Annotated in this window: 19 protein-coding genes and 1 other RNA gene; 6 read left to right on the top strand and 14 right to left on the bottom strand. The window is 38.1% G+C overall.

Features of this window, described 5'->3' with window-relative positions:
* Position 1: 1 nt before the first annotated feature.
* The 8 genes from lspA to ADU73_RS09290 form a co-directional block, all read right to left on the bottom strand.
* Positions 2–478: a signal peptidase II gene (gene lspA / locus ADU73_RS09325; protein WP_226996034.1), complete on the bottom strand. Its 477-nt coding sequence runs from the start codon at positions 476–478 to the stop codon at positions 2–4.
* Positions 478–2,136 carry a formate--tetrahydrofolate ligase gene (locus ADU73_RS09320; protein ID WP_046871770.1) on the bottom strand — a complete coding sequence of 553 codons (1,659 nt, stop codon included), beginning with the start codon at positions 2,134–2,136 and terminating at the stop codon, positions 478–480. Before ADU73_RS09320 ends, lspA begins: the two co-directional genes overlap by 1 nt.
* A complete protein-coding gene (locus ADU73_RS09315; RefSeq protein ID WP_046871771.1) occupies positions 2,133–2,552 on the bottom strand; it encodes an EbsA family protein in 420 nt (139 codons plus the stop codon). The genes ADU73_RS09320 and ADU73_RS09315 overlap by 4 nt, the downstream gene beginning before the upstream one ends.
* Complete coding sequence (locus ADU73_RS09310; protein WP_158231967.1) at positions 2,552–3,670, bottom strand: NAD(P)/FAD-dependent oxidoreductase; 1,119 nt, start codon at positions 3,668–3,670, stop codon at positions 2,552–2,554. Before ADU73_RS09310 ends, ADU73_RS09315 begins: the two co-directional genes overlap by 1 nt.
* Entirely contained in the window at positions 3,657–4,814 is a 1,158-nt protein-coding gene (locus ADU73_RS09305; protein WP_046871773.1) for a THUMP domain-containing class I SAM-dependent RNA methyltransferase, read from the bottom strand. The genes ADU73_RS09310 and ADU73_RS09305 overlap by 14 nt, the downstream gene beginning before the upstream one ends.
* A gap of 80 nt (positions 4,815–4,894) precedes the next feature.
* Positions 4,895–5,269, bottom strand: an RNA gene (gene rnpB, locus ADU73_RS09300) — RNase P RNA component class B.
* A 12-nt stretch (positions 5,270–5,281) separates the two neighbouring features.
* A complete protein-coding gene (gpsB, locus tag ADU73_RS09295; RefSeq protein WP_046871774.1) occupies positions 5,282–5,623 on the bottom strand; it encodes a cell division regulator GpsB in 342 nt (113 codons plus the stop codon).
* Between the two features lie 59 nt (positions 5,624–5,682).
* The gene (locus ADU73_RS09290) at positions 5,683–6,252 is read right to left on the bottom strand and encodes an SLOG family protein (RefSeq protein ID WP_046871775.1); all 570 of its coding nucleotides are present in this window, start codon (positions 6,250–6,252) and stop codon (positions 5,683–5,685) included.
* Positions 6,253–6,340: 88 nt separating this feature from the next.
* On the opposite strand from ADU73_RS09290, the gene recU reads away from it, so the two are divergent.
* Both recU and ADU73_RS09280 read left to right on the top strand, forming a co-directional pair.
* The gene (recU, locus tag ADU73_RS09285; RefSeq protein WP_046871776.1) at positions 6,341–6,976 is read left to right on the top strand and encodes a Holliday junction resolvase RecU; all 636 of its coding nucleotides are present in this window, start codon (positions 6,341–6,343) and stop codon (positions 6,974–6,976) included.
* Complete coding sequence (locus tag ADU73_RS09280) at positions 6,966–9,248, top strand: PBP1A family penicillin-binding protein (RefSeq protein WP_062913422.1); 2,283 nt, start codon at positions 6,966–6,968, stop codon at positions 9,246–9,248. The genes recU and ADU73_RS09280 overlap by 11 nt, the downstream gene beginning before the upstream one ends.
* A 72-nt stretch (positions 9,249–9,320) precedes the next feature.
* On the opposite strand, the gene ADU73_RS09275 is transcribed toward ADU73_RS09280, so the two are convergent.
* From ADU73_RS09275 to ADU73_RS09260, 4 genes are all read right to left on the bottom strand, one after another.
* The gene (locus tag ADU73_RS09275; RefSeq protein ID WP_046871778.1) at positions 9,321–10,046 is read right to left on the bottom strand and encodes a DnaD domain protein; all 726 of its coding nucleotides are present in this window, start codon (positions 10,044–10,046) and stop codon (positions 9,321–9,323) included.
* 21 nt (positions 10,047–10,067) lie between these two features.
* A complete protein-coding gene (asnS, locus tag ADU73_RS09270) occupies positions 10,068–11,369 on the bottom strand; it encodes an asparagine--tRNA ligase (protein ID WP_046871779.1) in 1,302 nt (433 codons plus the stop codon).
* Positions 11,370–11,397: 28 nt separating this feature from the next.
* Positions 11,398–11,892, bottom strand: a complete 495-nt coding sequence (locus ADU73_RS09265; protein ID WP_046871786.1) for a cell wall elongation regulator TseB-like domain-containing protein — start codon at positions 11,890–11,892, stop codon at positions 11,398–11,400.
* A gap of 64 nt (positions 11,893–11,956) precedes the next feature.
* Entirely contained in the window at positions 11,957–14,830 is a 2,874-nt protein-coding gene (locus ADU73_RS09260) for a helicase C-terminal domain-containing protein (RefSeq protein WP_062913421.1), read from the bottom strand.
* A gap of 325 nt (positions 14,831–15,155) precedes the next feature.
* Between ADU73_RS09260 and mvk the strand changes: the two genes are divergently transcribed.
* Genes mvk through ADU73_RS09245 form a run of 3 tightly spaced genes read left to right on the top strand, consistent with a single transcriptional unit; the run spans position 15,156 to position 18,182 of the window.
* Positions 15,156–16,133 carry a mevalonate kinase gene (gene mvk / locus ADU73_RS09255; RefSeq protein WP_226996033.1) on the top strand — a complete coding sequence of 326 codons (978 nt, stop codon included), beginning with the start codon at positions 15,156–15,158 and terminating at the stop codon, positions 16,131–16,133.
* Positions 16,108–17,073, top strand: a complete 966-nt coding sequence (gene mvaD, locus ADU73_RS09250; protein WP_062913420.1) for a diphosphomevalonate decarboxylase — start codon at positions 16,108–16,110, stop codon at positions 17,071–17,073. The genes mvk and mvaD overlap by 26 nt, the downstream gene beginning before the upstream one ends.
* Positions 17,074–17,105: 32 nt before the next feature.
* Positions 17,106–18,182, top strand: a complete 1,077-nt coding sequence (locus ADU73_RS09245; protein ID WP_056986135.1) for a phosphomevalonate kinase — start codon at positions 17,106–17,108, stop codon at positions 18,180–18,182.
* 137 nt (positions 18,183–18,319) lie between these two features.
* Here ADU73_RS09245 and ADU73_RS09240 read toward each other — a convergent pair whose 3' ends face one another.
* Positions 18,320–19,549: an IS110 family RNA-guided transposase gene (locus tag ADU73_RS09240; protein WP_056986621.1), complete on the bottom strand. Its 1,230-nt coding sequence runs from the start codon at positions 19,547–19,549 to the stop codon at positions 18,320–18,322.
* A 350-nt stretch (positions 19,550–19,899) separates the two neighbouring features.
* Between ADU73_RS09240 and fni the strand changes: the two genes are divergently transcribed.
* A complete protein-coding gene (gene fni / locus ADU73_RS09235) occupies positions 19,900–20,940 on the top strand; it encodes a type 2 isopentenyl-diphosphate Delta-isomerase (protein ID WP_062913419.1) in 1,041 nt (346 codons plus the stop codon).
* Positions 20,941–20,994: 54 nt separating this feature from the next.
* Here the strand turns inward: fni and ADU73_RS09230 are convergent, their stop codons facing one another.
* Positions 20,995–22,350 (bottom strand): RsmF rRNA methyltransferase first C-terminal domain-containing protein, encoded by a 1,356-nt coding sequence (locus tag ADU73_RS09230; RefSeq protein ID WP_046872537.1) that lies wholly within the window; start codon positions 22,348–22,350, stop codon positions 20,995–20,997.
* Positions 22,351–22,439: the final 89 nt, after the last annotated feature.

Here is a 22,439-nt window from a genome sequence, read left to right as displayed (position 1 = left end):
ATTAGCCCTCCAATTTGTCTTCTTTAATTATTGCTACAAAAAGTAAAATCACTCCGATTGTTAAAGAAAAGTCTGCCACATTAAAGATCGGAAAATTAATAAAATCAATCTGAAACATATCTACAACGTATTTTAATCTAATTCGATCTACAAAATTACCAAATGCACCCGCAATCATGAAACTTAAACTAACTTGGTAAAGCCAGTGTCCTCGAGTTTGGTATAAAAAGTAGATCAATACACTCAAAGCAACAACCGTAATTAAATAAAAAAAAGTTGTTTTTCCTTGGAGAATACTCCATGCTGCACCATCATTGCGAAGATTAGTCAAAGACAATATCCCTGGAATGAATTGATGAACTGCATTCATGCCGACATGCGTAGTGGTCCAGAATTTTACTAATTGATCGAGAACAACTACACATAGAATAATTAAAGCATCTATAATAAACAACATTCTATGATTCCGTTTTTTCATTAAAACAACCCGCTTATCTTTCCATCATCACTAATATCAATATCCAGCGCTGCGGGATGCTTTGGCAGTCCAGGCATGGTCAACACATTTCCTGTCATTGCCACAATAAAGCCCGCTCCTAATTTTGGAATAAGAGATTTAACATGAATTGTAAAATCATGTGGTTCGCCCAGTTTTTTGGGATCATCTGACAACGAGTATTGTGTTTTAGCCATGCAAACTGGTAATTTATCCCAACCGTTTTTCTTAAACCGTTTTAACTGATTACGAGCTTTCTTGGAATACTCCACATGAGCCCCACCATAAATCTTTGTAACAATTGTTTGAATTTTTTCAGTTATCTCAGCATCATTTGAATACAAAGGCTTAAAATTAGCTGGCTCTTCAACTGATTTTACAACAGCTTGTGCCAAATCCAATGCACCATCTCCACCTTTTGCCCAGACATCTGTGTCAATCGCTTGAACACCAATCTTTTCGCAGACTTCTTTGATATAAGAGATTTCCCGTTCTGTATCCTGAGTATATCGGTTAATTGCAACTACAACAGGAATGCCATACTGCGCCATGCTCTTAATGTGGTGCGTTAGATTAACAATTCCACTTTCTAATGCCTTTAAATCTTCTATATCAAGATCTTTTAATGCTTGACCACCGTTTAATTTCAAAGCTTTAACTGTTGCAACGATAACAATCGTGTCAGGCGTTTTTCCTAAAACTGGAGCTTTAATATCAAGAAACTTTTCTGCACCAAGATCTGCACCAAATCCAGCTTCCGTAACTGTGTAATCTGCTAAATCCATAGCAGTTTGAGTTGCTAAGACACTATTACATCCGTGAGCAATGTTTGCAAATGGACCACCGTGAACAATTGCTGGAGTGTGTGCCAGTGTCTGCACCAAATTAGGCTTAATGGCATCTTTCAAAAGCGTAGCAATCGCTCCACCAACTTGTAAGTCTTGGACAGTGACGGGCTGGCGATCTGTTGTGTAGCCAATCACAATTCGATTAATACGTGCCTTCAAATCATGTAAATTTTCAGATAGACACAAGATTGCCATTAATTCACTAGCTACAGTAATATCAAACCCATCTTCACGGGGAACTCCTTGCATAGGACCACCGAGGCCAATTACGATATTTCTTAATGCTCGGTCATTAATGTCCAAAACCCGTTTCCAAACGATGCGTCGTTGATCAATACCTAAAGCATTTCCTTGCTGAATGTGATTATCAATTAAAGCCGCTAAAGTATTATTGGCCGTGGTCAATGCATGCATATCACCAGTAAAATGCAGGTTAATATCTTCCATGGGCACAACTTGCGCATAACCGCCACCAGTTGCACCACCCTTCATACCCATTACCGGTCCTAGTGAAGGCTCACGTAAAGCAATCATGGCATTTTTATTTAATTTACGTAAAGCATCACCTAACCCAACAGAGACCGTTGATTTTCCTTCTCCAGCTGGAGTGGGATTAATTGAAGTCACTAAAATTAACTTTCTTTTGGTAGCCTTTGTTGTTTTCAAAGGTAATTTAATTTTAGCTTTATATGATCCATATTGTTCAATATCATCTTCATTTAATCCGACCTGAGCCGCAACATGAACAATTTTATCCATTTTTGTGTTTTGTGCAATTTCAATGTCTGTCATTTGTTTACCTCGTGATTCTTATTGATTTCACCGATCGTTTGAAAGAGTTGTTGTCGTTGCTTTTTTGTTAGGTAAAAACGGCGTGACCCTGAATTATAGATAAATTTAATCCCCGTTTTCGTTGCTTGTAATGATCGCAAGTCAGAAATATTAATAACCAACCAATTTTTCTGAAGGGTTCGGTTAATAATTAGTTGATGATCCTGAATTAAAATTGTCCGTGTTAAGCCTTGAACCAACAACACAACAATGAATAATATAAAAAATAGCGCTGTAATCCAGTTAAAGTGAGTTACTTCAAGCCAAAAAATCACTCCCATGACAAGAATTAAGAGTGTCCATGACCATGATGAGATACTTGCTAAAAAGGTTGGCTGATAATAAAAACGAGATTTAGAAGATTGCGTATCACTCACTATCCCTTCTTATGAATATAATTTGAAATTTCTTTTTGATAATTAGAAAAATGGTTCGGTGTTTCTATAAGTGAGACCATCAATTTAGCAATCAAAGGCCCGGTAGTTAGTCCTGATGATCCTAGTCCAGATGCTACCATAATGTGTTGACTATCTGGTAACCATCCAAAAAAAGGTGCAAAATCATCTGTAAACGCGCGCATTCCGACTCTGTTGGCAACAAGATTTTTCTCACTTAACCTGCTATCTATTCGAATTGCGCTAGTTAATAGTTCATGTAAAGCCGAATCAGTAAAAGCTGTTGTATTTTCTGGGTTATTTTCGTGTGTAGCACCAATAATTAACTGCCCATTTCCAACTGGCATAAAATCCTTTTCACCTTCAGGCATGAGAACAGGCGCAGACACATCATTCGAATAAGCAGGAACTTTCAATTCAATTAATTGACCTTTTTGAGAATGCACGCGAACTTCGTAATTTAACGGAGAAAGTAATCTTTTAATCCCTGCCCCTGCACAAACCAAAACGAAATCAAAATTTTCAAGCTTTTCGTTTACCAAAACCGTTTGCTCATCTTTAAGTTGCACTTCTGCATGTACAAACCGTAATCCATTTTTCTCGCCCAGTTTTACTAAATGGTTAACAAAGTTATTACCATCAATCCTTGCTCCACCACTGACAAATATTCCTTCAAGGTCGGCAGTAACAAGCGGTAAAAGACTTTGAATCTCTTCAGCACTAACTCGTTGAATTTCGCCTATTTCTGGAGCCGTTTGTCGATGTTTAAGGGCAAGTTGTTCGAGTTCATCCAAATCAGCTGATCGTTTTCTAGTCACGATAGTGCCTGATTGTAAATAAGTGTCAGCTGTCATTTGTGTTTCTTGTGCTAAATCATCAATATAAGCAGCGCCATCCTTAGCCAAGGCGTACCATTGTTGATTGCGACGCTTTGAAAGCCAAGGCGAAATGATCCCGGCTGCCGCTTTTGTAGCTTGGCCTTTTCCCGAATCAAAAAGCGTTGTAACGTAATTTGAATTTTTACTTAATAAATAAGCTGCAGTGGCACCAACAATACCACCGCCGATAATGGCAACTTTTTTCATTTTATTTTGTTTCACGCTTTCCATCATGATGCCATATTGGTTTACCCCAGTATTGGAATAAATCTGTCCTTAAAGCACCATTATAGAGTTTTCGTCGTTTTGTTGCCCGAGATCCATAAAACTTTTCAAATTCTAAATCACTCGTTAAAATATATTTACTCCAGGTTGGCAACGGCTTGTACGTTTGACCCATTTCACGGTATAACTTACGCACACTTTGTTGATCACTCAAACGTTGCCCGTAAGGTGGGTTGGCCACGATCACACCATTCATTTTATCGGTTTTAAAATCTTTAACAGCCAATTGTTTAAATGATACGACATCTGCTAATCCAGCCTCAAGCGCATTCCTTTTTGAAATATCAACCATATTTTGATCAATATCAAAACCTGTAATATCAAGTTTAGCATCGTAATCAGCTTTTGCATCAGCTTCGTCGCGTAACTGCTCACTCACATTTGCAGGAACCCAATCCCAGTTTTCACAGATAAAACTACGATTAAATCCCGGGGCAATATTTTGGCCAATAAGTGCAGCTTCAATAGCAATTGTTCCAGAACCGCAAACTGGATCTATAAAGGGCATATCCGACTTCCAACTGGTCAACATCACCAAGGCGGCCGCCATATTTTCTTTCATTGGCGCACCACCTTTGCCAACTCGGTAGCCACGTTTGAACAAACTATCACCGGTTGTGTCGAGAGTTAATTGAACCTGATCTTTGTTAATTGCCACTTCAATAGGAAATAAAGCCCCAGTCTCTGGCAATCTAGTTCGACGATGATAAGTCTCTGAAAGTTGGTTAACAATCGCTTTTTTTACGATTGCTTGTGCATCTGGAACGCTGTGTAATTGAGAATTCCTTGATCGTCCTTCAACTGGAAAGCTTGCATCGATTGGTAATAATTTATCCCAATTTACTTGCTTTGTTTGTTCGAACAAGTCATCAAACGTTTTAGCTTCAAATTCGCTCACAACAATTTTAACGCGATCTGCCGTTCTCAACCACAAGTTAGTACGTAAAATATCCTCAATTGTGCCTTCAAAACGAACGCGTCCGTTTTCTACTTTCACCTTATAACCTAATTCACGTAACTCTTTGCCAACCAATGCCTCAATCCCACTCGCACATGTTGCCATTAATTCAAATTTCTGCATATTTTCACCTTTTATTTTTTTAATCTAAAAAAAACTAGGATAAAAGCGAACTTCTACCCTAGTTTCCCTGAAATGTAAACCTCTATAAGCCATGTTTTGTCCAAAGTGAATTTTCAGGTTCAATTCAAATTTGGGTAATCATCTATCTCCAAGCGCTAGCGCTTGCCCCCACATTTAGTTCAATTCCAGATGTGAAGCGCCCCTACCAAAGTTTGGGTTGCCCGCTCGTGGGGTTTACCGCGTTCCATCAATATAATTTCTTATATTGCAACGTTTCTGTGGCACCTTAGGGAACATGAGAACATAGTCGAAACCTTAGCTCTGTATTCCGCCGTTATCTCCAAAGAGATACCTCAGCTTATTTTTTCACCAAGCACGAACACTACAAGCATCGCAGCTTGTGCGGGCATGGACTTTCCTCAGCCTACAAAAGTAGACCGCAATTACCCGAGATTTACAAATTGTAATTAAATTCGATGTGATTCATTCTCGCCATTATCAAGCTGAGAACCAAACACTCGTCGTTCCAAGTTAGAAAGACGTTTTAGAATATCCATATTAGTTGCGCCATTCGAAGGTTGGGCACTAGAAGTTGTTTTACCAACTGAAACTTGTTTTGTTAGTTCATCAATTTTGTCATGTAGTCTTTCATTTTCATCCTGTAACTGTTGAATGTTTTTTTGAAAGCTTTCATAATCCTTGATGACACTATCTAAATAAGTATCAACATCAGCTGGATCGTAGCCACGCATCTTAGGTTTAAATTCTTTTTGCAAAATATCTTTTGGAGTAAGATTCATGTTATCCATATTTAACACCTCATAATTATTGTAATCTCCGCGTAACACGTGTTCTATTGTATCAGACTTTAATCCAAATTAAAACTATTGTTCTGATTTTCTGCATATTCATTCGCCGCATCCTGAAGATCATCAAAATCAATTAAATCTAATGGATAAGGATGATTCTCACGCCATTTCTGAATAAGATCATAATCGTATTTGCTCTTCCCTGGATGCTCAGGATCATAAAGCAAAATAGCCTGATCAGTATGGGTTAACATAAAGTGTTGATAGGCCCGCAACTGCCGGGGTGACTGGTATGGTGCATGACTCACGCTATCAGTAAAATCTGCTTTTGTTAAGATTTGAGAAAGCTTAGCCTGATTACTTTCATTCCATTGGTTACCAAACTCAGTAAAAGGTAACATAACCGCAATTTTAAATTCAGGATATGTTGATTTTAATTCTGAAGCAGTGTTAACTGCCCACTGTTCCACACCCAGCTGTGCACCAGTGATTAACCAATTAGCCCCAGATTCAATTTGATTTTTCAATGTGTCGTTTAAGACACTACTGATAACTTTCAATTTTGGATCATCATCTTTAAAAATCTCTAATTCATAACTACGGTATCCTGTAATCCAAATGCGACTCATCTTGAATCCTCCAAACTTTAAGAATACATTTCAAGTAAGTTTATACTTTACATCTATAGTATAATATAGAAAATAGGAAGTGATGTAAGTGAACTTTCATTATCCATCTGGAAAAAAATATGTGACTGTTGATTCAACGTCAAAAAAACATATTAAAAAAAGTCCCACTCAATTTGGTAAACGCGGTATGTCTTTAGAAGATGAACTAAACGAGAGTAATCAGTATTATCTCTCACATGGCAAAGCGGTTGTGCATAAAAAACCAACTCCGATTCAAATTGTTAAGGTAGATTATCCTAAACGAAGTGCTGCAGTTATTAAAGAAGCTTATTTTCGGCAAGCCTCTACAACGGATTATAACGGTGTCTACCAAGGCTATTACCTTGACTTTGATGCCAAAGAAACTAAAAACAAAACTGCTTTTCCACTTGATAATTTTCATGAACACCAAATTAATCATATGAAAGCATGTTTGGCCGCTGATGGAATTTGCTTTACAATTATTAAGTTCGTGGAACTCGATCAAATCTTTTTACTTTCAGCTACAAATCTTTTCTATTTTTGGGATCAACAAAAAAAGGGTGGTAGAAAGTCCATTCCACTCAATTATGTTAAAAAAAATGGCTACTTAATTAACTATCATTTAAATCCGCTTATTCCTTATTTAGATGCTGTGGACGATTTGTTGATTAAGAAACATGAAGGAGAACACAATGCAAAGTAATAATCACAACTCTGATAATAATCAGCCACGCCGGACGCAACATTCACAGTTAACATCCCCCCCTCACCGTCGACGATCTATTTTTATTCGCATCTTGTTATGGATCGTTGGCATTTTTGTGATTGTCTTAATAGCAGGAGCCGGTTTGTTTATGTATTATGCTAAAGACGCGCCTAGTATTTCTGAAAAACAACTTTCTAGCGATGAGGCGACTGTTATTTATGATAAGAACGGCGAAACAATTAGTCGACTTGGGGCACAAGACCGAGATTACGTGAAAGCAGACGAAATTCCTAAAACACTTAAAAGTGCTGTTGTGTCTATAGAAGATAAACGTTTCTATAAGAATAACGGCGTTGACCCAGTTCGAATATTAGGTGCAACATTTGCAAATGTTTCTGGTTCTTCTTTGGGGTTACAAGGTGCCAGCACCCTTACGCAACAGCTAGTTAAACTATCAGTTTTCTCAACCGCTGCTAAGGACCGGACATTACGTGTTAAGTCTCAAGAAGCCTGGTTAGCACTTCAAGTTGATAAAAAATATTCAAAAGATAAAATTCTGGAATTTTATATTAATAAGGTGTACATGGGTAATGGTGTTTACGGCATGGGCACAGCGGCAAAATACTACTATGGAAAATCTCTTTCTGATTTGTCACTTAGTCAATTAGCCCTTTTAGCAGGCATGCCGCAAGCTCCCACTTCATATGATCCAAATAAGTACCCAGATTATGCACTGTCACGAAGAAATACCGTTTTACAAGCTATGGTCAATAACAATGTAATTACTAAATCACAAGCTAATGAAGCTTCAAAAACAAGTATCAAATCTGGATTGGTTAAAAGTCCAAGCATTGCTGGCTCGTCAACGGTTAACAGTAAAGTCGTTGATTCATATGTAAAACAAGTAATTAGTAGCGTTGAGGCAAAAGGTTTTGATCCATATACTGATGGCATGAAGATTTACACTAATTTAGATCTAGATGCCCAAAAACAACTTTACAAAATTGGGAACACAAACGACTATGTGCAATATCCTGACTCAAAGTTCCAACTTGGTGCATCAATTACAAATCCAAATAATGGTAAAGTCGTTGCCATGTTAGGTGGTCGGCAAACCGGAAATGTGACGTATGGCTTAAATCGAGCGGTGCAAACTGATCGAAGTAGCGGTTCAACCGCTAAGCCACTGATGGATTATGGACCAGCCATTCAATATTTGAACTGGCCAACCAGTCGCAAAGTAAAAGATGAAGCTTTCAAATATCCAGGTACTAATATTAAGTTATATGATTTCGACAGACAATATCAAGGTAAGATAACCATGCGTCAAGCTCTAGTTCAATCACGTAATATACCTGCAGTTCGTACCTTACAAGACGTCGGAATCAGTAAAGCTACGAATTTCCTAAGTAATTTAGGCATTTCTCAAAAATCGAACTATACACTGCAAAACGGAATCGGATTATATATCTCTCCCCTTCAAGAATCCGCTGCATATGCAGCATTTGCGAATGGTGGAACTTATTACAAACCTTACTACGTTAATAAGATTGTGACGCAAAGTGGTAAAACTTATCGTTATTCTAGTCAGGGCAAAAGAGCAATGAGTAAGGCCACTGCGTACATGATTACCGATATGCTTAAGGGAGTTATGTCAAGCTCTACGGGAAGTGGAACAACGGCCAACATTCCTGGCTTATATCAGGCCGGAAAAACCGGAACTACAGCTTATCCGTCTGATATTGCAAGTAACTACCCTAGTACAGCTTCAATGGACGCCTGGTTTACCGGCTATACCCGGCATTACAGTATGTCTGTATGGACTGGCTATGATCAGCAAAATACGGCTTCAGGATTTTTGAGTCAACAAGAAACTCTCATTTCTCAATCGATTTATAAAAGTATGATGAGCTATCTATCCTCCTCTGTAACAAATGAAAATTGGGTAAAACCTTCAAGTGTCACAGAAAGAACCGTTGATGGCGTGAAAGAACTTTTTAAAACCAATTCAACCTATGACACATCTGGAACCAGTGATGATTATTCTACAAACAATTCAACTAGTGTTTCCAGCTCATCACGCACTGCTTCTACACCAGCAGCTACTAGCAGTGATACTTCAGCAAAAAGTAGCAGTAATAGCAACAGTAGTAACAGTAGCTCTAACAACAGTTCTACAAGTAGTTCAAGCTCTAGTTCTAGTGCCAGCTCCTCGTCTAGCTCAAGTTCAAGTTCTAGCACCAAATCTTCATCAAGTAGTAAAAATTAATTATTAAAAAAGCTCGTATCTTCGTTTACCTAGTCATTTCTGATTAGGCAAACGAGAATACGAGCTTTTATTTTACTTATTTTGATCGGAAATTTTATAAATTGGAATTTTGGGACCTGTTAGATCTGCTTTGCTTGATTGACTAGCAGAAGAATCACGCCCTTCTCGAGAAGAATTTCCTCTTTGACGCTCAGTTTCTTTTTGAACCTGCGCAACGGTTGTTAAATGCTTCTTTTCCCAATTTAATAATATGCGATCCATATACCTCAGACTATAAGCCTGGCTTAAAACCGCTTCTTTCAATGCTAACGATATCATTTCTGGAGCATAATGATCATCTTCCAGCCATTGATTAATAGTTTCAAATTCAATTGGTGATAGTGGCCGTCCAAACTCTGATTCGATCTGAGCAAAAATGGTTTTACGATCAGTTTTATCAGTTTGTTCTTTTTTAGTTACGGTCTCATTATCGGCAGACTGCAACAATTTTTCAAAAAGACGATCAAAACTGTATTGATCATAGCTTTTGCCATCTGCGTGTTTGACAGTTTGAATTTCCATAAGTTTATTTTGAATCATTTCATGAAGTAATTCATAAACTTTGCTTTCACTCAAGCCTGATTCTTGCGAAATTAGTTTTGAACTTGGAAACAAATCACCTTGACCACTTTGTTTTTCAATAATTAAATAAATAACCAATTCATCATTAGTCAATCCAATTTGATGAAAATTACTCAGCAAGTAATTAGAAACCGCTGTGTTGCCAGCTTTGAGAAATTTTCGTGTTTTATCATCCAAAGTTGACCCCTCCCAATCATTTTAAGGATAAAGTCGATGTAACATTCTTGGAAATGGAATGGTCTCCCGCACATGATCTTCACCTGTTATCCAGGTTAAAGTCCGTTCCAATCCTAGTCCAAATCCTGAATGCGGAACTGATCCATATTTACGAAGATCTAGATACCAATCGTAATTTTTGGGATCTTGTCCAGATTTTTCGATTTGTTCAACTAAATAATCATAATCGGTAGCTCGTTCTGAACCCCCAATAATTTCACCATAGCCTTCAGGTGCCAACAAATCAGCACAGATCACCAAATCATCACGAGTTGGATGTGGCTTCATGTAAAATGCCTTTATTGCTTTGGGATAATTCAAAACAAAGACTGGTTGTTCAAATTGATCAGCCAAAAATGTTTCTTCAGGAGATCCGAAATCAACACCCCATTTTAAATCTGGAAACTTACCAGAATCTTGTAACATTTCAATCGCTTTATCATACGTAATTCGTGCATAAGGAAGCTTAGTATACTTTTTCAAAGTTTCAATATCACGACCCAGTATATTTAGCTCGTACTTACAATGATCAATAACATTTTGAATCAAATAGGCCACAAATTTTTCTTGAACCTCTAAACTTTGCTCTTGATGCATAAATGCCATTTCAGGCTCAATCATCCAAAATTCAATTAAATGACGACGGGTCTTAGATTTTTCTGCCCGAAATGTAGGTCCAAATGAAAAGACCTTTTTAAAAGCCATAGCACCGGCCTCTTCATAAAGCTGGCCACTCTGTGAAAGGTAAGCCTCTCGGTCAAAATATTTTGTTTTAAATAACTCTGTGGTTCCTTCAGGAGCACTACCAGTTAAGATAGGTGCATCAATCTTAATAAACCCCTCGTTGTTAAAGAATTCATACGTTGCGCGAATAACTTCATTACGAATTTTCATAATGGCATGTGGGCGTGAAGAACGTAGCCAAAGGTGACGGTGATCTAATAGAAAATCAATTCCGTGTTCCTTAGGTGTAATAGGATAATCTTCACTTTCCCCAATTACTTCAATTCCGTCCACTTCAATTTCATAGCCGAAATGAGAACGATCATCTTGATGAATCGTTCCAGTAATCCACATGCTGGTTTCCTGACGCAGCTTTTTAGCCAAATCAAAAATTTCTTCACCAACGACATTTTTTATTACAACCCCTTGAAAAAAGGCTGTACCATCTCTCAATTGTAAGAAACTAATTTTTCCGCTAGATCGTTTATCTGTTAACCAAACGCCAATTTTAACACGTTCGTCTACATGATCTTTGGAATCAACAATACTAATTTGTTCCAAGTTAATATCCTCCTCTAGTTTATTCCATTTAGATGTTATTCACGTGTCGAACAACCTCACCATTTTTAAAGTTTAAAGTTTTCAAACATAATTGTCCAGAGGCATTCATGTATCCAACTTCCCAAACTGGCTTTTTTTTAAAAATTCCCATTGAAATCGTTGTAACCTTTTTAGGGTTATCATTATTCCAAACTTGTTTCAAAACATCATTCCGGTTGATCCCCGCCGATTGCTTAAATATTCTAACTTTTTTACCATTGTTTGAAATAATGACGTATATCGGCGTGTTTTGCTGGTTTGTTCCCGTAACCGTATAGTAAGTTTGGTCATAACTAGCCCATGAAAAAGCTGTTTCTTTTTTTAAATGTCCATACTTTTTAGCAATTTTTAAAGATTGACTCTTGGCAGAATCAACTGGTTGGCGTACCTCATGATAAATAATTGATGTCCCACCAATTAAAATGATCACTGCTGCAACAAATATTAAAAACCAATGACTAGTATGATTTCTTGAACGTTTCACATTCACAGCCCACTTTCTCTTGAATTCATAACCTCATTAATTATAGCAAATAAATCCATTTAGACTAGCGATGTTTTCTAAAGAATTCACTAAGCGCCCCATTAATCTGATTCAAAGGTCGTTTTTGAACTGGCATCCCTTTAGGTAAACTATGTAACATTGTTTTACCATAACTCTTATCAATAATTCGCCGATCCAAAATAACTGCCGCTCCATAATCTTTTTCTGACCGAATTAAACGCCCAATTCCCTGTTTAAGCCGCAGAATACTTCGTGGTAACAAGGCCGATATAAATGGATTGCGATGGGCTTGCCGTTGAATTCTCGTTTCCGCCTTTGTAAAAATCTCATCGGGGGAATCAAATGGTAACCTCGTAATAATAAGCAAATCCAACTGTCCATTTGATAGGTCCATCCCTTCCCAAAAGCTCGCCGCTCCAAACAAAATTCCGGTGGAACTAGACAAAAACTCTCGTGTTAATTTAGATTTTGTCCCGTTCACACCTTGCGCAAGAACCTGACGTTTCCGACCAAGATCTGTTTTTTGAATCCGATTAAATACATCTTTGATGGTAGCTAACGAATTAAAGAGGACCAATATCTTTCCAGGGGTTGATTTAGCCAGCTGATAAATGGCATTAGTCAAATACTGTGCATAATCATCCGTACTGATTTCATTGATAAATGGGCCATCGTTAGCAATTTCCAAAAGTGCATTTTCTGCAAAATTGTAAGGACTGCTATATTTTTTAACAGTCGTAGTATCGCTTGCTAGGCCTACCTGATTTAAGAAATATTTCGAGCGGCTATTTGAAAATAATGTTGCTCCAATTAAAGTTGGTTTTTGGAACCATGGATAAACGTTTTGTTTGATAAAATTGGCGCTTTCGATAATGCCTTGTGACAGACTTACACTCCCGGCATCGTGCTGCGGTCCCACCTGAACCCAATAAAACTTAGTTTCATTATCAATATGCTTAGCACCACTTAACAAAGAACCAAAAATTTGTCTAAAAATTTGTGACTGCGTTTCAATCTCTAATTGTTTATTATTTAATTTGATCCATGTCCGAACTTCCGTCTCCACCAAATTCTGCTGCTGTTTTTCAAGAATTTTATTAAGAGCTTCAAACGACAAGATCTCTGAGACAAAATGTGCTTGTAAATCTTGAATTGTCTCTTGATTTGTTTCAAAAAACTTTGATAACTCAGAATAATTAATTAAACGTTGAAAAGGCAAACTTTCAGATTCGGCTGGAATTTGATGAGCTAGAAACCGTTTATAAAGCTGCTCTTGAAGCTCACTAATTTGTTGATTAATCGCCTCAAGTTCATCTGCCATTTGATAAACATGGAAACTTCCCATTGGATCAGCTTTCACAGCTGGAGAACGGTCAATCCCTTTACTCATTTTCAAGTGACTAACTTCACTATGAGCCATACTCATCAAATGATTAAAATCCAGAGTTAATCGATTTTCCTGTAAAATCGTATTTACGAATCGCTGAGCTTCATCAATAACCAGATAAGGCGGGTGTTGCTTGTCTCCCAATAAATCTGCATGACGGGTAAGAAACGCATGATTAGTTACCACAATTTGAGAAATATGGGCCTTCCGAATAACTCTTTGATAAAAATCAATATCATAGAATGGATTTGTCGCATCCAAACTTGCAATTCCTTGATGACGGATTTCATTTAACAGAGGAATTTTATGATTATTAATATGTAATTCATCAAGATCGCCTGTTTTCGTATAGGTTAGCCAAACGAGCACCTTCATTTTAATCAAACGACTTTGATTGGCAGGATCACTTTCAGTTAATTGCTGTGAAAATTTTGCCAGATCGATGTAATGATTACTCCCCTTTACCAAAGTGGCATCCAAATGAACAGATAGGATTTTACTCAAAATGGGAATCGCTTTTTCCATTAATTGGGATTGCAGCAATGTCGTCGTTGAGCTAATAACAACAGGTAAATGATTCTGAAACGCTAAATATACAAACGGCAATAAATAACCCAATGTTTTCCCAATCCCAGTAGGCGCTTCAATCACCATTGCTTTTGGTGAAGAATTTTGATAATTTGCATAGATGGCATTCATAATCCGAGACTGCGCACTACGCCACCCTAGATCATTTTTAAATAAAGCCAGCTTTGCTTTTTTTGATTGGGGATAATGGGTTAATTGTTCATTAGTATCATCAACGATTTTTGTCCGTTGTACCCGAAGTACCAGATTCTCTTTAATCATTAAAAAGTCTGGCAATTTACCAGGTACTTTTCTCTTTTGCACAAGAGCCGCTGTAATTAAGTTTGCTGTTTGTCTAGGTAAGCTTCCTGATAGTTTGTTTAACTGCTCTAAAGTTAAAAGTGGCAATTCTGATAAACGTTTCTGAAGCATAATAAATAGTTTTGCTGTTGCTAGCGCATCGCTATCTGCGGAATGGGGATGTTCATGTTTGATCCCAAAATAACGAGATAAATCACGCAATCGGTAGCCATTCACACTAGGCAAAAGAATTTGACTAAGGGTTACAGTATCCACCGCTTCAATGGTTAAAGGCGGATAACCAACCCGTTCAAACTCATAATTCAAAAAAGGAAAATCAAAATTAACATTATGAGCCACAAAAACTGTATCTGAAAGGAGCCCAAATAAAGTTGGCGCAATGTCATCAAATAGCGGTGCTTTGCGAACCCGTCGGTTGGTGATACCTGTCAATTGTTGAATAGCATTTGGAATTGCCATTTCTGGATTAATATCAGTTGAAAAAGTATTAATAATTTTATGATGTTTAATAAATACACAGCCGATCTGGATAACTCTTTCATTAGCATTCAAATTAGTACCAGTAGTTTCAATATCTACGACTGCATAAGTTGTTTTTGAATCCATATTCTCACCAGTTAACTCATAAGATGTTTGTTCCATACCTTTTATAATACTACATTAACGTCATCTCATAAACGCCTTGTGAATTTGTTACCGGAATTTAAAAGAAGTTATCTGAATTTCCATTCATTTTTTAAAAAAAAGCTTTCAAAAACGTGACGTGGTGCTTACCTTCAGCAAGTAATCCTGATATTACTAAAAAATATGTTAAGATATAACCTTGTTTATAGCTTAAAAAAATGTAAAAGCTTAATATTAAATTGGAAAACATTTCTGATCTCAACCGATCCAAGGCGAGTTTAAATAAAAGTTGTTAATTTACTCATGTTTTGATAATAACTTAAAAATTTGAAAGTGAGCGATCGTGTTGTTAAAATCTGCAATTGGGAAAAGCCATGCAAAAATCATTTTTTTTGGTGAACACAGTGTGGTTTACGGGCAACCAGCTATCTGCTTACCCATCTCGAAAATAAAAACCAAAGTAACTATTACTAAAACCAAAACTGGTCAAACGTTTCAAAGTCGTTATTTCACAGGTGAATTGACCGACATGCCCGATAATGAAACCGGCATTCAATTACTCATCAAAACCATCCTCATTGAACTTCAACAAGAAACGGCACCATTTAACATCAAAGTCCAAAGTGACATTCCTTCTGAACGGGGAATGGGATCTTCTGCAGCAACGGCCATTGCCATTACTCGAGCCTTATTTCACTTTTTTGAACAACCTCTTTCACATTCTGAATTGCTCCGCTTGGCAGATGTTTCAGAACAATATATTCATGGAAATCCGAGTGGCTTGGATGCAGCAACGGTCAGTGCCAAGGCGCCTATCTGGTTTGTGCGTGGTCGTCGCCTCCAAACAGTTCCGATTGCCCAAAATGGATTCTTAGTTATTGCAGATACGGGAATTCTAGGTCAAACAGGTTTAGCAGTTAAGCATGTCAAAAATCAATTAGCCTCTTCCCCCGATGCCGAAACGGCAATCGAAATGTTAGGAGAAAATGCAAAGTTTGCGCGCAAGTGTTTAACAACCGGAGATTTTAAAACTCTCGGTGATTTAATGAATTCTTCTCAATCATTTTTAGCAAAATTAGGCGTTAGCCATCCAACCTTAGATCTTTTTGCCCAATTGGCAAATGCTAACGGAGCGTTGGGAGCTAAACTGACTGGTGGTGGCATGGGTGGCTGCTTAATTGCATTAACTCAAGATATAGCAACCGCTCAAAAAGTTGCGACCATTTTAACCAAAAACGGTGCAGTTAAAACGTGGATTGAACCACTTAAAAGTACAGATCACAAAGGAGTCCAAGATGGTAACAGCTCGTGCACACACTAATATTGCACTTCTAAAATACTGGGGAAAAAAAGATATCAATTTAATCCTTCCCTATAATGACAGTATCTCGCTGACTCTTGATCATTTTTATACAGATACTTCAGTCGAATTTGACCCATCACTAAAAACAGACGAAATTTTAGTTGACCAACAACCTTCAGCTGGATCAGGTGCCAAACGTGTAAAACGCGTTTTGAATTTAATTCGCAAACTTGGCGATTCAACAATGTTTGCAAGTGTCCACTCTACCAATCACGTTCCCTCAACTGCTGGCCTCGCATCATCAGCCTCGGCATTTGCAGCTCTGGCAAGCGCAGGTGCAAAAGCAGCTGGTCTCAATCTTTCCGAACGTGAATTATCAATTCTTGCTCGTCATGGTTCTGGTTCTGCGTCACGCTCCATTTTTGGTGGTTTTGTGCAATGGCATGCGGGTCATGATGATCAAAGTTCTTACGCACAACCTATTCAAAGAAATGTAGACTGGGATATCAATCTTATTACGGTTCTCGTTGACACCTCTCAGAAAAAAATTAGTAGTACAAACGGAATGCAATCGGTTGTTGAAACTTCGCCCTTCTATCCAGCATGGGTTAAGAGCGCCCAAGCAGACGTTAAACCAATGCAAACAGCGATCCTTAACAGAAACTTAGCAACTTTGGGAGAGCTTGCCGAACAAAATGCGATGCGCATGCACGCAACAACGTTTGGCGCTGTTCCTAGTTTTACCTATTTCCAACCTCAAACGCTTGCAATTTTAACCGCCGTTCGCAACATGCGAAAACAAGGTGTAGAATGTTATAGTACTGCGGATGCCGGGCCCAACGTTAAGATTATTTGTGCCTCTTCTGATAACGAATTGATTATGCACAAACTTTCCAAAATCGTTCATCAAGACCAATTGCTAGTTTGCAAACCCGGTCCAGGCATCACATACCTATAAAATTAATTTTAATGTTGAAGGGACATGATCCATTGATTACGGTGAAAGCACCTGGAAAACTCTATATCGCAGGAGAATATGCGGTTGTAGAGTCAGGATATCCAGCGATTATTGTGGCGCTAAACCAATTTGTTTCAGCGTCAATTGAAAAAACTAAAAATATTGGTCGGATCGTTTCTGAACAATACCATGAGAATTCTATTATTTGGCGACGCGAAGGTTCTAAAATGGTTTTTGATAATCGTGATAATCCATTCCATTACATTCTTTCGGCGATTGCGATCACTGAAGAATATGCAAGCAACCTTCACAAAGATCTCGGCCTCTATAATTTATACATCAATAGCGACCTTGACAGTGCAGATGGTAAAAAATACGGTTTGGGCAGTTCTGCAGCAGTTACCGTTGCGACAATTAAAGCATTGGCGAAATTTTACCATCTACCATTAACTAAAGATATTCTCTTTAAGTTATCTGCAATTGCCCACTTTGATGTTCAAGGAAACGGATCATTGGGTGATATTGCAGCCAGTGTCTATGGTGGTTGGATTGCCTATCACTCCTTTAATCGTGACTGGCTCGCTGTCCAACGACGACAGACCACGTTAATGGATTTATTAGAGAAAAAATGGCCTGGTCTTGATATCGAACTTTTGACACCTCCCGCAGGTCTTAAACTCATGATTGGTTGGACGGGCTCCCCCGCTTCCACTTCCCATTTAGTTGATAAAGTGGCAATGGGCAAAGTAAAAGACCATCGCGAGTACCAAGTCTTTCTTAAAGAAAGTAAAGCTTGTCTTAAAGAAATGATCAAGGGATTTCATGATCAATCAATTACCGTCATTCAAAATCAATTACGAATTAACCGAAAAGTTTTAAAGAAGCTTAGCGACTTTAGTAACGTTTTAATTGAGACGCCAACGTTGAAAGAAATGATTAATGATGCCGAAACAGCCGGTGGAGCTGCTAAAAGTTCTGGCGCTGGTGGCGGTGATTGTGGAATCGTTTTAATCGATCAAAATCGCCCAACAGAAACGTTATTAACCACATGGCAAAAAAAGGGAATCAAACAATTAAACTTCAATGTGCATAATGTGACCGAACTTTAAGCCTTGTGGTGATAAGTCAAGTATGTAAAAAACTTTGTTTTTATTATTAATTAGTTCTTGAGAGTATACCTTCCCCAGCCCACTAAAACAGTTAATTTAGCGGGTTAAGAAGGGACTCAGTATCGTAAACTCGAAGGCTATACCACTTTGGGTGGTATATAAAATTGATGGTTTCTAAGCAAGACTTCCACCAATCTCACAAGCTTTCGTGCCGTCAAGACAATAGCTCGACGATGACGATACTTGGGTACCTCTTCATATTTTTTGTGGTAATAGCGTTGGTAAGTAATATCATAACGTCTTATCGAATTGGCAGCTTCAACTAGATAATAACGAAGATATTGATTACCCTTACGAGTTCGTGGCGTAGCTTGACGAACACTCGTACCTGATTCATGTGGTAACCAAGCCAGACCTGCATACTTGGCAATATGGCTTTCATCCGGAAAACGTTCAATTTGACCAATTTCTGCCACAATACCGGCCGCATAAACTGGACCAATACCGGGAACACTAGTTAAACAATTGATATCTGTGTTTTGAGTAGATATCTGTGTAATTGTTTTATCCAAAACTTGGATTTGTTTTTTTAACATCCGAATTTCATTAGCATAGACCGCTAAGATTTCATCAACAGAATCTGTTACGACTTTTGATAGACGATAAGAAGAACGAGTTGCTTTCTTAATGGCTTTAGCAACGGCTTCGGCATCACCAAATTTACCGTGGGCTAACTGTTGAAGATGTGTCACTAATTCATCAAGAGGTAGCGCCGCTGCCTCGTCCAAGGTTAACTCTTCATCAGTAATTAGGGTCATCATAGCTGAGCCAAAAACTGAGGTGGGTAACTCTCGTTCTAAAGTATTACAACGATAATAGAGGTTGTTCAAAAAATGATTTTTTGAATCGGTCATTTGTTTAACCAAGTGATAGCGTTCACGGGTTAAACGTTGCAGCGCAACATAATTTTCTTGGCGAGCAACAGGGGTTCCAAGTGGTTCTACACGCAATAAATCGGCTAATTGCTTGGCATCAATTGCATCAGTTTTACCGTCATTAAAGAGCTGACTAAAGTGATGTGATGTGTAGGGATTAATGGTAATTACCGATAAGCCTAAGGCTTGTAACTCGCTATCTTCGGCCAAAAAAGTCATTGGATGAAAGTTATAAACAGAAGTAGCTTCCATACCAGCTGTGATTTTTTCATAATGATGCGTTTGAGTTTCGGTTAGGACCGTCTGTTTGATCTTAATGGCGCCATTGAGATCATTAGTAGTTTCACCTTGAAAACAACAACGTTGATCCGAATCTAAAGCACAAAAGTCTAATTTATTTTTACCAACATCAATACCTAAATATAAATTCATAGGATAAGGACCTCCTTTCATTGTGAATTAATTGGATAAGCTTAGGTGCTGCGTGATGTTCCCTAATTCCAATTCTAACGGGCATCCTCGCAATATAAGTAGACTAGATTAAGTGATTCAGCTGCGTGTCACGCGAGTGAACACGAATCACTCTAATCGCTACAGCTTGTGGTTTGCGGTGTTTCGAATTGTCTGGGCGGCACGCTTAAAACGTAGATAAACTACAAGGGGAGAAAGCCTATACCAGTTGGACCTAAATCCAATGAACAATTAGAGAATATCACGCAGCATCTAAGTAGTGAATAGTAAGAAACAAAGTTTCAAAATATATAATACGAGGAGAGCAACCTATGAAAGATATTCAATCTCACCGAAAAGATGAACATGTTTCTTTAGCAGAACACTTCTACCAAACGCAATCCACAGCTGGATTTCAACAAGTTCGTTTGTTACCGAATACACTTCCAGAGATCAGTCAAAAACAAGTCAGCTTAAAAAGCCAAATCGGGGGAATCGTTACAGATTACCCTTTTTATATTGAGGCAATGACTGGTGGAAGTGACTATACTGGTAAACTGAATGCCAGTTTAGCCAGAATTGCAAAAGCAACTCACCTGCCTATGGCTGTGGGTTCACAAAGTATTGCAATTCGGGAACCCAGATTACAAGACACTTTTCAAGTTGTTCGTCAGATTAATCCCAATGGGTTGATCCTCGCAAATATTGGTGCTAATCATTCACCTACTGAGGCACAAAAGGCTGTTGATATGATTCAAGCCGATCTTCTTGAAGTTCATGTAAATGCTATTCAGGAGATAATCATGCCTGAAGGTGACCGGGCCTTTAATTGGTTACAAAATATTGGTGAAATTGTCCAACATGTTTCCGTCCCCGTTATCGTTAAAGAAGTCGGCTTCGGTATGACTAGAGAAACAATGCAAAAACTTAATTCCGTTGGAGTTCAGTTTATAAACGTTGCTGGCCGTGGTGGAACAAATTTTGCCAAGATCGAAAATGCTCGCCGCCATGATAAAGCCTATAGCTATTTACAGGATATTGGATTAACAACGGTGGAATCCTTGTTAGAATCACAAGCACTTCAAAATGAGTTAAAAATCTTTGCCTGCGGTGGCATTCGAACACCTTTGGACATGGTTAAAAGTTTTGCTTTAGGTGCTAATATGGTTGGTGTTGCTGGTGCTATTCTGCATTTGCTCTTAAGAAATGGTGAGGACGATACCATTACCCTCATTACCAGCTGGCAGTCGCAACTCAAAGATTTATTAACGATTCAGGGTGTCCAAACCATTCAACAATTAAACTTTAAAAATCTTATTTTTGATACCTCACTAAGTCACTATTGTGAGCAGCGTCAAATTAAACTCTTCTAACTCGAAAGAGCGCCAGACAACATTTGTCTGACGCTTTTTTTCTTAATTTTAAATTTATTTATTGACACTAAAGCGTAGTTTTTTAGGATAAAAGTTCTTAACTACGCCATTAACCACTTTTCCAAAACCAATCGTTAATTTATGGCAAGTTAAAACATGCCAGCCATTAGCTATTTCTGAGATGGTAAATGTATCACCGTGAACATAGTCTGCCCATTGTGTTTCAGTAATTGAAACTGGGTTCTGAAAATCTTTTGGTTGAAATGCCAAAGCTAAAGGTAATGCGGGTTCAAACCGATTTTTCTTAAACACCCCAAGATTGACTCCTGGCCGTGTTACCTGTAATTTGGTAAGATCTGGTAAGCCAGCTGGCATTGCATACAAATGATCGCCAAATGCCAACAAACGAGAATCATCAATCTTAATTGACAACAATTGATCAGCAACTTTATGCCAATCCTGTCGTTGTGGTCTCGTCACATTACTCTTCTGCGGCTTAGGCTCTTTAATCTCAGAATCTGTAACTTGCTTTTGTAACTGAGCGATAAAATGGCCTTCCCCTCGCATTTGATGAGGAAATATTCTGAGGGTCTTAGTCAATTCAGAATTACCATCCGCCCACTCAGGACGACCATCTGTCATTCCCGGATACTTTTTGATTGGTAAAAGTTTTAAATCTGAATATTCTTGTAACAACCAAGCCATATTCTGTTCGTCTTCCTCGGGTGCAAATGTACATGTTGAATAAATCAAACGGCCACCAGGCCTCAACATTGACAATGCACTCTTTAAGATTTTTCTTTGCCGACTAGCGCAAGATAGTGGATATTCAAGTGTCCAATATTGTACCGCTTCGTGATCCTTACGAAACATTCCCTCCCCAGAACAGGGCGCGTCAACAACTACGACATCAAAAAATTCCGGAAAATGTTTTTCCAAACTATTTGGAGACTCGTTTGTCACAATTGTATTTTGTAGACCAAATCTCTCCACATTTTCAGCTAAAATTCCAGCTCGTTTTCGATTAATTTCATTTGAAACCAACAGACCCGCCTGATCCATATAACTTGCTAAATGAGTTGTTTTCCCACCTGGAGCTGCGCAAAGATCTAAAACGCGATCACCAGGTTTAGGATGGGCTACCTCACCTACATACATGGCACTGGGTTCTTGACTATAAATCAGCCCGCTTTGATGATCAATTGTTTTCCCACTTACAGCTCCATAATAACCAAACTGACAATAAGGAACCGGGTCAGTCGTATCATGATCAGTTGGTTGAATCTTATTTTTTAAAGGATTTACTCGAAAACCTCTAGTTGGCTCACCATTTAAAGCCTGAAAAAAAGCTGGAGCTTCATCTTTTAATAGTTTTGTATACTTTTGAACAAAAGCTTCTGGTAATTGCATAATTCCACTCATTTCTAAAATTGATAGCATCCATCTTAAATCTATGTTAGTTTAAATTAAGATACATTACTTTTATTATAAAGCTTATT

Origin of the sequence: Pediococcus damnosus (genome assembly GCF_001611155.1) — a bacterium.
GTDB lineage: Bacteria > Bacillota > Bacilli > Lactobacillales > Lactobacillaceae > Pediococcus > Pediococcus damnosus.
The sequence above is the reverse complement of the archived record's forward strand: the minus strand, read 5'-3'. Positions and strand labels throughout refer to the sequence as shown.

What these genes read in the sequence shown, in the direction of transcription:
- gpsB (WP_046871774.1), bottom strand. Translation starts at nt 5,623, where the DNA reads ATGGATAACATGAATCTTACTCCAAAAGATATTTTGCAAAAAGAATTT.
- ADU73_RS09320 (WP_046871770.1), bottom strand. Translation starts at nt 2,136, where the DNA reads ATGACAGACATTGAAATTGCACAAAACACAAAAATGGATAAAATTGTT.
- ADU73_RS09240 (WP_056986621.1), bottom strand. Translation starts at nt 19,549, where the DNA reads ATGAATTTATATTTAGGTATTGATGTTGGTAAAAATAAATTAGACTTT.
- ADU73_RS09290 (WP_046871775.1), bottom strand. Translation starts at nt 6,252, where the DNA reads ATGAGTCGCATTTGGATTACAGGATACCGTAGTTATGAATTAGAGATT.
- fni (WP_062913419.1), top strand. Translation starts at nt 19,900, where the DNA reads ATGAAAGATATTCAATCTCACCGAAAAGATGAACATGTTTCTTTAGCA.
- ADU73_RS09260 (WP_062913421.1), bottom strand. Translation starts at nt 14,830, where the DNA reads ATGGAACAAACATCTTATGAGTTAACTGGTGAGAATATGGATTCAAAA.
- ADU73_RS09280 (WP_062913422.1), top strand. Translation starts at nt 6,966, where the DNA reads ATGCAAAGTAATAATCACAACTCTGATAATAATCAGCCACGCCGGACG.
- lspA (WP_226996034.1), bottom strand. Translation starts at nt 478, where the DNA reads ATGAAAAAACGGAATCATAGAATGTTGTTTATTATAGATGCTTTAATT.
- ADU73_RS09305 (WP_046871773.1), bottom strand. Translation starts at nt 4,814, where the DNA reads ATGCAGAAATTTGAATTAATGGCAACATGTGCGAGTGGGATTGAGGCA.
- mvaD (WP_062913420.1), top strand. Translation starts at nt 16,108, where the DNA reads ATGGTAACAGCTCGTGCACACACTAATATTGCACTTCTAAAATACTGG.
- ADU73_RS09230 (WP_046872537.1), bottom strand. Translation starts at nt 22,350, where the DNA reads ATGCAATTACCAGAAGCTTTTGTTCAAAAGTATACAAAACTATTAAAA.